Origin of the sequence: Mesorhizobium sp. M0778 (genome assembly GCF_040320105.1) — a bacterium.
In the GTDB taxonomy this organism is placed as follows: Bacteria; Pseudomonadota; Alphaproteobacteria; order Rhizobiales; family Rhizobiaceae; genus Mesorhizobium.
The window spans coordinates 157,074-169,805 of record NZ_JAMYPA010000008.1 but is presented as its reverse complement, the minus strand read 5'-3'; the positions used below and the strand labels follow the sequence as shown (position 1 = coordinate 169,805).

Annotated in this window: 13 protein-coding genes and 1 pseudogene; 5 read left to right on the top strand and 9 right to left on the bottom strand. The window is 62.7% G+C overall.

From position 1 onward, the window contains the following. Positions 1-61: 61 nt before the first annotated feature. Both NKI22_RS13980 and aptA read right to left on the bottom strand, forming a co-directional pair. Positions 62-1,312 carry a Zn-dependent hydrolase gene (locus NKI22_RS13980; protein WP_352639733.1) on the bottom strand — a complete coding sequence of 417 codons (1,251 nt, stop codon included), beginning with the start codon at positions 1,310-1,312 and terminating at the stop codon, positions 62-64. A 68-nt stretch (positions 1,313-1,380) separates the two neighbouring features. Continuing rightward, the gene (gene aptA / locus NKI22_RS13975) at positions 1,381-2,709 is read right to left on the bottom strand and encodes an omega-aminotransferase AptA (RefSeq protein WP_352814704.1); all 1,329 of its coding nucleotides are present in this window, start codon (positions 2,707-2,709) and stop codon (positions 1,381-1,383) included. Between the two features lie 252 nt (positions 2,710-2,961). On the opposite strand from aptA, the gene NKI22_RS13970 reads away from it, so the two are divergent. Beyond that, positions 2,962-3,594, top strand: a complete 633-nt coding sequence (locus tag NKI22_RS13970) for a TetR family transcriptional regulator C-terminal domain-containing protein (protein ID WP_352639735.1) — start codon at positions 2,962-2,964, stop codon at positions 3,592-3,594. Positions 3,595-3,604: 10 nt separating this feature from the next. On the opposite strand, the pseudogene NKI22_RS13965 reads toward NKI22_RS13970, so the two are convergent. Further along, positions 3,605-4,390 (bottom strand): annotated as a pseudogene (locus NKI22_RS13965) (helix-turn-helix transcriptional regulator); the annotation flags it as partial. A gap of 142 nt (positions 4,391-4,532) precedes the next feature. Here NKI22_RS13965 and NKI22_RS13960 point away from each other — a divergent pair. Then, positions 4,533-5,384 (top strand): SDR family NAD(P)-dependent oxidoreductase, encoded by an 852-nt coding sequence (locus tag NKI22_RS13960; protein WP_352482942.1) that lies wholly within the window; start codon positions 4,533-4,535, stop codon positions 5,382-5,384. Continuing rightward, entirely contained in the window at positions 5,381-6,103 is a 723-nt protein-coding gene (locus tag NKI22_RS13955; protein WP_352937427.1) for an SDR family oxidoreductase, read from the top strand. Before NKI22_RS13960 ends, NKI22_RS13955 begins: the two co-directional genes overlap by 4 nt. A gap of 28 nt (positions 6,104-6,131) precedes the next feature. Here the strand turns inward: NKI22_RS13955 and NKI22_RS13950 are convergent, their stop codons facing one another. The 5 genes from NKI22_RS13950 to NKI22_RS13930 form a co-directional block, all read right to left on the bottom strand. Then, a complete protein-coding gene (locus NKI22_RS13950; protein WP_023720860.1) occupies positions 6,132-6,509 on the bottom strand; it encodes a DoxX family protein in 378 nt (125 codons plus the stop codon). 59 nt (positions 6,510-6,568) lie between these two features. After that, the gene (locus NKI22_RS13945; RefSeq protein ID WP_352495150.1) at positions 6,569-7,027 is read right to left on the bottom strand and encodes a carboxymuconolactone decarboxylase family protein; all 459 of its coding nucleotides are present in this window, start codon (positions 7,025-7,027) and stop codon (positions 6,569-6,571) included. Positions 7,028-7,040: 13 nt separating this feature from the next. Further along, positions 7,041-7,559: an RrF2 family transcriptional regulator gene (locus NKI22_RS13940; protein WP_352495149.1), complete on the bottom strand. Its 519-nt coding sequence runs from the start codon at positions 7,557-7,559 to the stop codon at positions 7,041-7,043. A gap of 102 nt (positions 7,560-7,661) precedes the next feature. Next, positions 7,662-8,975 carry an NAD-dependent dihydropyrimidine dehydrogenase subunit PreA gene (preA, locus tag NKI22_RS13935; protein ID WP_023720863.1) on the bottom strand — a complete coding sequence of 438 codons (1,314 nt, stop codon included), beginning with the start codon at positions 8,973-8,975 and terminating at the stop codon, positions 7,662-7,664. A gap of 2 nt (positions 8,976-8,977) precedes the next feature. Beyond that, on the bottom strand, positions 8,978-10,342 hold the full coding sequence (locus NKI22_RS13930) for an NAD(P)-dependent oxidoreductase (RefSeq protein ID WP_352894186.1): 1,365 nt from the start codon (positions 10,340-10,342) through the stop codon (positions 8,978-8,980). A gap of 412 nt (positions 10,343-10,754) precedes the next feature. On the opposite strand from NKI22_RS13930, the gene NKI22_RS13925 reads away from it, so the two are divergent. Further along, entirely contained in the window at positions 10,755-11,531 is a 777-nt protein-coding gene (locus tag NKI22_RS13925) for a VOC family protein (protein WP_023720865.1), read from the top strand. Between the two features lie 117 nt (positions 11,532-11,648). On the opposite strand, the gene NKI22_RS13920 is transcribed toward NKI22_RS13925, so the two are convergent. After that, positions 11,649-12,155, bottom strand: coding sequence for a hypothetical protein (locus NKI22_RS13920; RefSeq protein WP_031194518.1), 507 nt, complete (start codon positions 12,153-12,155; stop codon positions 11,649-11,651). A 181-nt stretch (positions 12,156-12,336) separates the two neighbouring features. Here NKI22_RS13920 and NKI22_RS13915 point away from each other — a divergent pair, with 181 nt between their 5' ends. Continuing rightward, positions 12,337-12,729, top strand: a complete 393-nt coding sequence (locus NKI22_RS13915) for a DoxX family protein (RefSeq protein ID WP_023720867.1) — start codon at positions 12,337-12,339, stop codon at positions 12,727-12,729. The last annotated feature ends 3 nt before the right edge of the window (positions 12,730-12,732 follow it).

Sequence of the window (12,732 nt, the reverse complement as noted above, 5' to 3'; positions counted from 1 at the left end):
CTTGTTCCCTTATTCTTTTCGCGCTTCTTGCGAGCGGCGTTGCGAGGTGGCAGCTATCCCATCATTCGACAATCACCGCCGTATCGACCACCGCGTGGAACAGCACGTCGGCGCCGGCCGTTGCCCATTCCTTGGTGATCTCCTCGGCCTCGTTGTGGCTGAGCCCGTCGACGCAGGGACACATCACCATCGCCGTCGGTGCGACGCGGTTGATCCAGCAGGCGTCGTGGCCGGCGCCGGAGACGATGTTGCGATGCGTATATCCCAGGCGCTCCGCCGCATCCCGCACCGCCTTGACGCAGCCCGCGTCGAAAGTGACCGGATCGAAATGGCCGACCTGCTCGATTTGATATTTAATGTCGAGCGCCTCGCAGATCGTGTCGATGCCTTCCCGGATGCGGCCGTCCATGGCGTCCAGCACTTCCTTTTCCGGTGAGCGGATGTCGATGGTGAAGACGGTGCGACCGGCGATGATGTTGCGCGAGTTCGGATAGACCTCCATATGGCCGACCGCGCCAACGGCGTCCGGCTGGTAGTCCATGGCGATCTCGTGCACCAACTCGATCACCCGCGCCATGCCGAGCCCGGCATTGCGCCGCTTCGGCATCGGCGTCGAGCCGGTATGCGCCTCCCTGCCGGTCAGCGTCACCTGCAGCCATTTCAGTCCCTGGCCATGGGTGACGACGCCAATGTCGATGCCCTCGTCCTCGAGGATCGGGCCCTGCTCGATATGCAATTCGAAGAAGGCGTGGATCTTGCGCTCACCGACTTTCTCGGTGCCCTTCCAGCCGATCCGTTCGAGCTCCTCGCCGAATTTCTTGCCGTCCTTGTCGACATGCGAATAGATTTCGGCCTGATCGAGCACGCCGGCGAATACCCCGGACGCCATCATCGCCGGCGCAAAGCGCGCGCCTTCCTCGTTGGTCCAGTTGGTGACGACGATCGGGTGCTTGGTCTTGATGCCGAGATCGTCGAGCGAGCGCACAACCTCCAGGCCGCCGAGCACGCCGAGCACGCCGTCATACTTGCCGCCGGTCGGCTGCGTATCGAGATGGCTGCCGACATACACCGGCGGCAGGCTGGGGTCGGTGCCTTCGCGACGGGCAAACATCGTGCCCATCTCGTCGACGCCCATTTCGAGCCCCGCCTCATCGCACCAGCGCTTGAACAGATGCCGCCCTTCGCCATCCTCGTCGGTAACGGTCTGGCGATTATTGCCGCCGGCAATGCCGGGGCCGATCTTCGCCATCTCCATTATCGAATCCCACAAACGGTCTGAATTGATTCGCAGATTCTCGCCGGGGGCGGCCATTCAAGTTCCTCTCATTTACTCACATTAGGACGACGGTTCCCGTCGTCGCCCTACATGTTGGGGAGTATCTAGTCCACCGCCCTCAGCACTTCGCGCACATGGTCGATCAGTTCGTTGATCTGGCCCTTGGTGATGATCAGCGGCGGCGACAGAGCGATGATGTCGCCGGTGGTGCGGATCAATGCACCGCGCTCGAACGCCTTCACAAAAGCCGAGAAGGCGCGCTTCGTCGGCTGGCCGGCGACCGGCGCCAGCTCGATCGCGCCGATCAGGCCGATGTTGCGGATGTCGATGACGTTCGGTTCGCCCTTCAGCGAGTGCAGTGCGTCCTCCCAGTACGGCGCCAATTCCTCGCCGCGCGTCAGCAGCCCCTCTTCCTTGTAGGTGTCGAGTGTGCCCAGCGCCGCCGCGCAGGCGATCGGATTGCCCGAATAGGTGTAGCCGTGGAAGAACTCGATCATATGCTCAGGCCCGGTCATGAAGGCGTCGTGGATTTCCTTCTTGACGAACACCGCGCCCATCGGGATGACGCCATTGGAGACGCCCTTGGCCGTCGTCATGATATCCGGGGTGACACCGAAATAGTCGGCGGCAAACGGCGTGCCGAGGCGGCCAAAACCGGTGATGACCTCGTCGAAGATCAGCAAGATGCCGTGCTTGGTGCAGATCTCGCGCAGCTTCTGCAGATAGCCCTTCGGCGGCAGGATGACGCCGGTGGAACCGGCAACCGGTTCGACGATGACTGCGGCGATGGTCGACGCGTCGTGCAGGGCGACGATGCGTTCCAGCTCGTTGGCGAGTTCCGCGCCATGCTCGGGCACGCCTTTCGTGAAGGAGTTCTTTTCCGGCAAATGCGTGTGTGGCATGTGATCTACGCCGCCGAGCAGCGTGCCGAACATCTTGCGGTTGGTGACGATGCCGCCGACCGAGATGCCGCCGAAATTGACGCCGTGATAGCCGCGCTCGCGGCCGATCAGCCGGGTGCGCGAGCCCTCGCCTTTTACGCGGTGATAGGCGATCGCCATCTTCAGCGCCGTCTCGACTGATTCCGAGCCGGAATTGGTGAAGAACACATGGTCCATGCCCTTCGGGGCGATGTCGACCAGGCGATTGGCCAGCTCGAACACGATCGGGTGGCCCATCTGGAAGGCCGGCGCATAGTCGAGCTCTGCCGCTTGGCTCTGGATCGCCTCGGTGATCTTCGGGCGGCAGTGGCCGGCATTGACGCACCACAGGCCGGCGGTGCCGTCGAGAACCTTGCGCCCGTCGCTGGTCGTGTAATGCATGTCCTTGGCCGACACCATCATGCGCGGCGCCTGCTTGAACTGCCGGTTTGCCGTGAACGGCATCCAGAATGCGCTGAGATCGTTCGGCGTGACTTTCAGCCGGTTGGACATGACCAAGACTTCCCCTTGTAACCTGTTTCGGTGCGGCTAACGCTTGGTCTTTCCAACACTTGGTCTTTGCTGCGTTTTCGTGCTACGCAAATTTTTGACCGGTTGGACAAACGTTAGCACCGCCTTATCAGCGGTCAAGGGATTACTAGCGGAAATGCGGCTTTCGAAGTGCGCTCCACAGGGCGGGGAAAAACTGGTCCAGAGAATTGGTCCAGACGCTCCTCACAGCGAAGGTTGTTCGAGGTGACGGGGGTGGTCGAAAGCTCCGCTCCACGCCGCACCCGCATCCAGCTGGAAAAGCGCGAGCTCATTCTGGAGGCGGCGCTCGAAGTCTTCTCCACCAACGGTTTTCGCGGTTCGACCATCGACCAGATCGCCGAAGCCGCCGGCATGTCGAAGCCGAACCTGCTCTATTATTTCCGCCGCAAGGAGGACATCCACGAGACGCTGATGCAACGGCTTCTCGACACCTGGCTGGCGCCGCTGCGCGAACTCGACGACATTGGCGATCCGCTGACTGAACTGCGCAACTACATCAGGCGCAAGCTCGAAATGGCGCGCGATTTCCCGCGCGAGAGCCGGCTATTCGCTAATGAGATCCTGCAGGGCGCGCCGCGCATCATGCCGATGCTGGAAGGTGAGTTGAAGACGCTGGTCGACGAGAAAGCCAACGTCATCAAGGGCTGGATGCGCGCCGGCAAGATTGCCCGCACCGACCCCTGGCACCTGATCTTCTCGATCTGGGCGACGACGCAGCATTATGCCGATTTCGACGTCCAGGTCCGCGCCGTGCTCGGCCCCGACCGCGGCGGCGACGGCCGCTTCGAGGATGCCGCAAGGTTTCTCGAGCAACTGTTCATCGACGGGCTGAAGCCGAAAGACTAGCCTTGATGGTTCACGCGCTGCGCCGCGCGGCCGGCAGCGCATCGAGCAGCTTCTGCAGCTTGGCGATCGAGTTCTGCTCGGCGAGCGGCGTGTAGACGATCAGCTTCATGTCCGAGCCGTCGTCGATCGACAGGCTCATATGTTCGAACGCCATGGCGCCCGCTATCGGATGCCTGACATGCTTCACACCCGATAGGTTGCGGGCCACATCGCGCAGCGGCCACCAGGCGCGGAACTCCGGGCTTGAACGCGTCATCAGCGCAATCAACCGCTCGAAATCCGGATCGCCGACATACTTCGCGCTTTCCGCCCGGAATGACGCCAGCACGGCGCGCGCCAGTTCCTCCCAGTCGACGAGCAGGCGCCGATGCTGCGGGCTGGTGAAAACCATATGGACGATGTTGCGGGCATCGCCCTCCAGCAGGCCATAATCGCCGAACACGGCTGCCGCCGCCGGGTTCCAGGCCAGCACATCCCAGCGCCGCCCGACGACATAGGCCGGCTGCAGGACCAGGCTCTGCAGCATGTGCAGCAAGGGGCCGTCGATCTTTTCCGGCGCGTCGACGCGACGCTCCGGCTGCGGCCGGCCGGCGAGAATAAACAGATGCCGTTGCTCAGCCGCGTCCAGGCGCAGCGCCTGGCTGAGTGCGGTCAGCACTTCCACCGACGGCCGAACGTCGCGGCCCTGCTCCAGCCAGGTGTACCAGGTCGTGCCGACGCCGGCGATCATTGCCACCTCCTCGCGCCGCAGCCCGGGCGTGCGCCGGCGTAAGCCGGTCGAGATGCCGCTCGCGGCGGCGGCTGTCTTCGGCGGAATGCGCGGTGGAATCCATGGCCGCTATTATAGCAGTACCGATACCAGGATAAAGTTTGAACTGTTTGGCAAGTGGCTGGTGCCCCATCTTTCCGCTCAAAGCGATGAGATGGAGGCTCTGAACATGGAACTGAAAGACAAGACAATCCTCATCACCGGGTCGACCGACGGCGTCGGCCGTGTCGTCGCGCAAAGGCTCGGCGCCGGCGGCGCCCGCATCCTGGTGCATGGCCGCGACGCGACCAGGGGCAAGGCGATCGTGGCCGAGATCGAAGCCGCCGGCGGCAAAGCCGAGTTGCTCGTGGCCGATCTCTCCTCCCTGGCCGAGGTCCGCCGCCTCGCCGAGGCTGTTCGCGCCCGCACGGGCCGACTCGATGTCCTCATCAACAATGCCGGCGTCGGCACCGCCGGCCCCAACGCCAAACGACAGGTCAGCGCCGACAGCTACGAACTGCGCTTTGCCGTCAACTATCTCGCCGGCTTCCTGCTCACCACGGAGCTGCTGCCGCTGCTCAAGGCCAGCGCGCCGGCGCGCATCGTCAACGTCGCCTCGGCAGGCCAGCAGGCGATCGATTTCGACGATGTCATGCTGACCCGCTCCTATGACGGCATCCGTGCCTACTGCCAGAGCAAGCTGGCGCAGATCATGTTCACCATCGATCTGGCGGAGCAGCTGAACGGCACCGGCGTCACGGTCAACAGCCTGCATCCGGCAAGCTACATGAACACCACGATGGTGCGGCAGGCGGGCGTCACACCCTGGAGCTCGGTCCAAACCGGCGCCGAAGCCATCATCAATCTCGCCACATCGCCGGCGCTCGAAGGGCGGAGCGGCCTCTATTTCGACGGCCAGAGGGAATCCCGCGCCGATGCGCAAGCCTATGACGCTAAGGCACGACGTCGATTGCGGGAATTGAGCCTCGGTCTTGTCGGGCTCGCACCGGCTTCCGCAACATCGAAGAGAGAAAATTCATGATCGAGAAAGCGCAGCACACTGTGGTCGTCGGCGGCTCCTCCGGCATCGGCCTCGCCACCGCGAAAAAGCTGCTTGGTCCGGGCATGAAGGTGACGATCACCGGGCGCAACCGGGAAAGGCTCGACAACGCAGGGCAAAGCCTTGGCGGCGCGGTCGGAAAAGCTGCCTTCGATGCCGCGAAGCCGGACGAGGTTCGCCGGTTTTTCAGCGATCTCGGCCCTTTCGATCACCTGGTGCTGGCCGCCAGCGGCGGCAAGGGGCTCGGCCCGTTCGAAACGCTTGACCTGACCGACATCGGCGGCGGCGTCGACGAGAAGGTCCGGCCGCAGCTCTCCTGCCTGCAGGCCGCCTTGCCGACGCTGAACAAGGGCGGCTCGGTGACTTTCATCTCGGCGGTGTCGGCGCAATTGTCGGCGCCGGGTGTCGCCGGCATCGCCGCCGTCAACGGCATGCTGCTGACCGTGGTGCCGATCCTGGCAATGGAGCTGAAGCCGTTACGCGTCAATGTCGTGGCGCCGGGCGTCATTGACACGCCCTGGTGGGATTTTTTGCCTGATGAACAGCGCCATTCGGTATTTGCCGATTATGCAGGCAAGACGCCGGTCGGCCGCATCGGCCGCGCCGAGGACGTTGCTGAGGCGATCGCGTTCCTGGTTTCGAACAGCTTCGTCACCGGCCAGATCCTGACCTGCGACGGCGGCTTGCGGTATGCGGCGTAACGCGGCTACATCTACGCGGCAATCGCTTTCAAAGCGACTGCGCGATCAGCGCCAGAAATCCTCCGGTCAGCGCGACGTTGCCGACAAAGCCATTGATGCGGGACGCGCGCTCGGGACCCTGATGATCCCAGAAATTATGGAACATCGGCGTAGCAACGACAAGGAACAACACCAGGCACAGAGCGGCGGCAGCGGTCCAGATGCCCGCGATCACCAGTGCTCCGGTGACGGTCTGCAGGACGATCCCCAGCCAGAGCACCAGCCGCGCCTGCGGCACGCCGCGCGTCGTCATCAATTGGGTCAGGAACGCCGCGTTCTGGATGTTGCGCAGGCCGGCAAAGACAAAGGCGCCGCCGAGCAGCAGGCGGGCCGCGAATAGAATCTCACTATCAAAGCTTGAAAACATGCTGTTGGTCCTTGGGCAGAAAAGAGGCGCACGACGCAGGCCGCGCGCCTGGTCCATGCTCAAGCGGCCATGACCGCCGGCATCGGATGGATTGCATGGAACGGAACGCAAAGTCGGTTCCAGGTGTTAATCATGCCGAGTGCAACCGACAGCTTGACCAACTCCTGCTCCGAAAAATGCTCGAGCGTCCTTGCGTAGAGTTCGTCCGAAACACCGTTGTCGGCGATCCTGGTCAGCGCGTCGGTCCAGGCAAAGGCTGCGCGTTCGCGCTCTGAAAATAGCGGCGATTCCTTCCAGGCGGAGACGAGATAGAGCCGCTGCTCGCTCTCGCCGTCGTGGCGCGCCTCGCGGCTGTGCATCTCGACGCAATACGAGCAGCCGTTGATCTGCGACGCCCTGAGCTTGATCAGATGCAACAGGCTTTTTTCGAGCCCGCATTCGTCGACTGCCTTGTTGAGCACCGACACCGCCTTCATGATCTCCGGCGCCGCGCCGAAAAATTGCAGCCTCTCTTTCATCGTTTTTAGCCTTTCATGCTTGCTTGGTTGAACTTGATTTCTGCGGACGCTGACGGCGCTCGACGAAGGCGCAGTTGGCGGCGACCGAACGGGGATCGGCATCGGCCGTGTATTCTGCAACGATGTCGGACAGCCGGGCGTCGGCGAGCGCTGCGCGGTAGGCACGCTCGGCCTTCAGCATCGCCACCTTGATGCCGCAGGGTTTGACATAAACCGAGGCATCGAGCCTGGCCGGGCCGCGCTGGCGGATTTCGGCGCAGCGAAAGGCCGGTTCTCGCCCTTCGACGGCCAACACGATATCGAGCAGCGTAATGCGTTCCGCCGGCCGCGCCAGCCGGTAGCCGCCGGACGGCCCCGGAACCGATTCCAGAATGCCCGACACCGTCAGCATGTTGAGATGCTTGAGGAGATAGCTCGGCGACAGCCCGAACGCTTCCGCCATGGCAGCACCCGGCATGGTCGCGGCGCCATCAACGCCAGCAAGCATCGCGGCGCAGTGGATGGCCGCTTCGACGCCCTCACCCAGCTTCATTTCGCTCTCCTAGTCATGGATATAGATTATCGTGGATAATCTTTGTCCGCAATAGGGAAATTAAAAAAGCGGCGCCCGTGAACGCCGATTTTTTTCGCAATGCTATTCCGCCGCCACCTTGGCCATCGGGTTGTTCGGATGCGTCGTCCAGTTGGCGTAGATCGGTGACACCGGCTTGCCGGTGCGCTGGTCCATCACGCCGACCGCCAGCGGCTCCATGGTGATGCAGTTCTCGACCGGGCAGACATTGACGCAGAGATTGCAGCCGACGCATTCGGCCTCGATCACCTCGAAATGCCTGACGCCGTCCACCATGCTGGTGATCGCCTGGTGCGAGGTGTCCTCGCAGGCGATGTGGCAGCGGCCGCATTTGATACAGGCGTCCTGGTCGATATGCGCCTTGGCGATATAGTTGAGGTTGAGATACTGCCAGTCGGTGACGTTGGGCGTGGCGCGGCCGACGATGTCGTCGAGCGAGGCATGGCCCTTCTCGTCCATCCAGTTTTCCAGGCCGGCGATCATCTCCTGCACGATCTTGAAGCCATAGGTCATTGCCGCCGTGCACACCTGCACATTGCCGGCGCCGAGCGCCATGAACTCGGCGGCGTCGCGCCAGGTGGTGATGCCGCCGATACCGGAGATCGGCAGGCCATGCGTTTCCGGGTCGCGCGCGATCTCGGCCACCATGTTCATCGCGATCGGCTTCACCGCCGGACCGCAATAGCCGCCATGCGAACCCTTACCGTCGATCGTCGGCTCCGGTGCGAAATTGTCGAGATTGACGCCGGTGATCGAATTGATGGTGTTGATCAGCGACACCGCATCGGTGCCGCCGGACAGCGCAGCGCGTGCCGGCTTGCGTATGTCGGTGATGTTGGGCGTCAGCTTGGTGATGACCGGCATGCGGGTGTTGGCCTTGCACCAGCGCACCACCATTTCGATGTATTCCGGCACCTGACCGACCGCCGCACCCATGCCGCGTTCCGACATGCCGTGCGGGCAGCCGAAATTGAGCTCGATACCATCGGCGCCGGTCTCCTCGACCACCGGCAGGATCGCCTTCCAGGCATGCTCCTCGCACGGCACCATCAGCGAGACGACGATCGCCCGGTCGGGCCAGTCCATCTTGACCTGCTTGATCTCGCGCAAATTGACCTGCAGGTCGCGATCGGTGATCAACTCGATATTGTTCAGGCCAAGCAGGCGACGATCAGCGCCCCAGATCGCGCCATAGCGTGGCCCGTTGACGTTGACGACCGGCGGACCCTCTTCGCCGAGCGTCTTCCAGACGACACCGCCCCAGCCGGCCTTGAAGGCGCGGATGACGTTATAGGCCTTGTCGGTCGGCGGCGCCGAGGCCAGCCAGAACGGGTTCGGCGATTTGATGCCGACGAAATTGTTGCGGATGTCTGCCATGCTCATGCCCTCCCGTTCGAGGTCAGTGCCCGATGAATGCTTTCCGCCGCGTCGCGGCCTTGCGCGACGGCCGAGACGGTCAGGTCGTCGCCGCCAAAGATGCAGTCGCCGCCGGCCCAGACGTTTGGCAGCGAGGTGCGGCCTTCGGCGTCGACCTTGATGCGGCCGGCTTCCAGGTCAAGCAAAGCCCCGCTGCCGTTGAGCGCAGCCGGGACAAAACTCTGGCCGATCGCCTTGAACACCTGGTCGGCGGTCAGTGTCAGCCGCTCGCCGGTGCCGACGAGCCGGTCGCCGTCCATCGCGGTGTATTCGAGCTCGATCGCCGACACCTTGCCGCCATCGGCAATGACCCGCTTCGGCTGCAGCCAGTGCCGGATGATGACGCCGTTGGCAGCGGCCAGGTCCTGCTCGAATTCGGAGGCGTTCATGTGCTCCGGGCCGCGCCGGTAGCAGATCGTCACCTCTTCGGCCCCGAGCAGCTTCGATTGCACCGCCGCGTCGATCGCCGTCATGCCGCCGCCGATGACGACAACACGCCGGCCGACCGGCAGGCTGGCCAGATCGCTGGCCTGGCGAAGCTCCGAGATGAATTCGACGGCATTGGTGACACCCGGCGCCTCCTCGCCATCCGCTCGCAAGGCATTGACGCCGGCAAGCCCCATGCCGAGGAACACCGCGTCGTAATTCCGGGTCAGGTCCGACAGCTGGTAATCACGGCCGAGCGCCTTGCCGTTCTGGATGTCGATGCCGCCGATCGACGTGACATAGTCCACCTCGGCTTGGGCGAAATTGTCGACGCTCTTATAGGCCGCGATACCGTATTCATTAAGGCCGCCGGCCTTCGGGCGGGCTTCCAGGATGGTCACGTCGTGGCCGTAGCGGGCGAGCCGATGCGCGGCCGCTAGCCCGGCCGGACCGGCGCCGACCACGGCGACGGTCTTGCCGGTCGGTTCGGGGCGCTTGTAGAACTGCTTGTTTTCGGCCATGGCGACATCGGTGGCGTAGCGCTGCAGGCGACCAATCTGCACCGGCTTGCCTTCGGCCACTTCGCGCACGCAGACCTCTTCGCACAGCGTCTCGGTCGGGCAGACGCGGGCACACATGCCGCCCAAGATGTTCTGGTCGAAAATCGTCTTGGCTGAGCCGATCGGATTGCCCGTCGAAATCTGGCGGATGAACAGCGGGATGTCGATCGAGGTCGGGCATGCATTCATGCACGGCGCGTCATAGCAGAAGTAGCAGCGGTCGGACTCGACCAGCGCCTCGTGGTGATCGAGCGGCGGATGCAGGTCGGCGAAATTATCGGCGTATTGTTCCGGCGAAAGCCGCCCGCCGGCAATGCCTTGCTTGAACTGGCCTTCTGCCATCGTCAGTTCCCCATGTTCTTGTTTTGGGGAAGGCTAGCACGTTTTATTTTTTTATCAATTGGTCAATTTTCGGCGCAAGCGACTGAAAAGCTTCAACAAACATGACTGTGATAATCATGTTTTTCCAAACGGCCATATACGTCACGAAGCAGGTACGGAACCGCATTCAGGAGCGTTGCCATGGATCAACCTGATCTCGTCGCACAGCGCGACAAGTTCGGAAGTGAGCGACATCCGGCGCATGGATCAACAACCCCTCGTTGACTGCAAGCAAAGTCGAAAACCACAGGGCGCGCAACCCGGTAACATTTCCGGTTTGCCGTCATCTTTTTTGGTTGGCTGTCGGATTTTCGTCGTGAAGATCGTCCTAGAATGGATCGCGCATGATCGAAAAACCGCAAGGAGCAGGACAATGCCACAGTCCCCCATGCCCTTCTTCTGGTACGAGCTGATGACCACCGATCTCGACGCCGCCGAGGCGTTCTACACCGCCGTGGTAGGCTGGCGGGGGCAGCCTTTCGACGGGGCGCCGGGCATGCCGCGCTATATCGTCATGAATGTCGGCGAGCGCGGCGTCGGCGGGCTGATGACGCTGCCCGATGACGCGCGCAAGATGGGAATGCCGCCGGCCTGGATCGGTTATATCCTCACCAGGGATGTCGATGCCGCAACGGCCTCCCTCAAGAAGGCTGGTGGCGCGGTTCACCGCGAGCCAGACGACATTCCGGGCGTTGGCCGCTTCGCCGTCGTTGCCGATCCGCAAGGCGCGATGTTCAACTTCCTGCAGCCCAGCGGTCCCGACCAGCCGCCGCTACCATTGGCGACACCCGGCAACATCGGCTGGCATGAGCTCTACACATCAGACTGGAAGGCGGCGTCCGATTTCTATTCCAGTCAGTTCGGCTGGGAGAAGGGCGACGCCATGGATATGGGTCCGATGGGCGTCTACCAGCTTTTCGCCTTCGGCGGCGAGCCCGTTGGCGGCATAATGAACAAGCCCGAGCAGATCCCGATGCCGGTCTGGCAGTTCTATTTCAACGTGCCCGGCATCGACGCGGCAGCCAAGCGCGTCACCGACAATGGCGGCAAGATCCTGATGGGTCCGATGGAGGTCCCCGGCGGCAGCTGGATCGTGCAGTGCACAGACCCGCAAGGCGCCCATTTCGCGCTAATGGCACCGGTGCGGTAGCAACGTCGCGTCGCGATTGGCGAAACCGGCAGCAAAAACCGATCTCCCCCCTCGTGGGGGAGATGTCCGGCAGGACAGAGAGGGGCGCTGTCCCTCCAACCTTACGCTCTTTGAGAACTATTCCGGCGTCAGCACGGAAACTTTGAGATCGGGCTTCTTGGCGCCGCTGAGCTGGATGGTCGCCGGGCCGGCGGCTAGCTTGAAGCGCACGCTCTTGCGGATCCCCGGACAGGTTTTTATACCACTGAAAGCCGCCGACTTCACGGCTTTACCGTCCTGAACGACATCGATCCAAGCCTCATCAGACAGGCTGATCTGGAGTTCTCCCTCCGGGGGCACGGCCACGCTCGCCATCGCGCCGAATGTACCGGCTGCCGGCGCGCGTTCCGGCGGAACGGTGAAGCTGATCGTGCCGACCGGCGCCAACGCCACATCTGCAGCCTCGCCGACCGAAAGGTCAGCGCCGGACTGCGCGGCGGGCGCCGCCGCAAACAGGGCCTCCTCGCGCGTCACCGGCCATTTGAAGGCAGCACAGCCGGCATCGTCGGCCGTGGCGACGCTGGTGCCTGCAAGGATGGCGAATAGGCTGACGACGACTTTTCTCATGGCAAACGGAACCCACATGGTTTGGAGTGTCTGGATATCACTACAACTATAGCATTTAAAATACAACCTTGGAGAGAAAAATATTAAAAGAACGAGGAACATTTCCAATCACTGATTGTGGCTGGCGGGCCATGCGAAGTGAATGGTCCCCTGTCGGGCGATGATCTATGGCCGGTTCGGGGGTAAAATGGAGTCTTAGATGAAGCTTTTCGACGGTCTTGTCAGATATCAGCTGCAGGCTCTGGCCGCATTGCGCTTCGTGACGGCACTGCAATTCATCGAACATGGTACGCAAAAGCTGTTCAATTTCCCCGTCGGCGACCATGCCGGCGCCCTGAGCGGGCTATCGCTGACCGCGGCCATCCTGGAATTCGCCGGTGGCATCCTGCTGGTATTGGGGCTTTTCACTAGGCCGGTGGCATTCCTTCTCAGCGGTGAGATGGCGATCGCCTATTTCATGGCGCACATGCCGCGCGACTTCTTCCCGGTCAACAATGGTGGCGATGCGGCAATATCGTTCTGCTTCATCTTCCTCTATCTGGTATTCGCCGGCGCCGGCGCATTGGCGCTGGATAACCGCCGCAGCGCCTGAAAC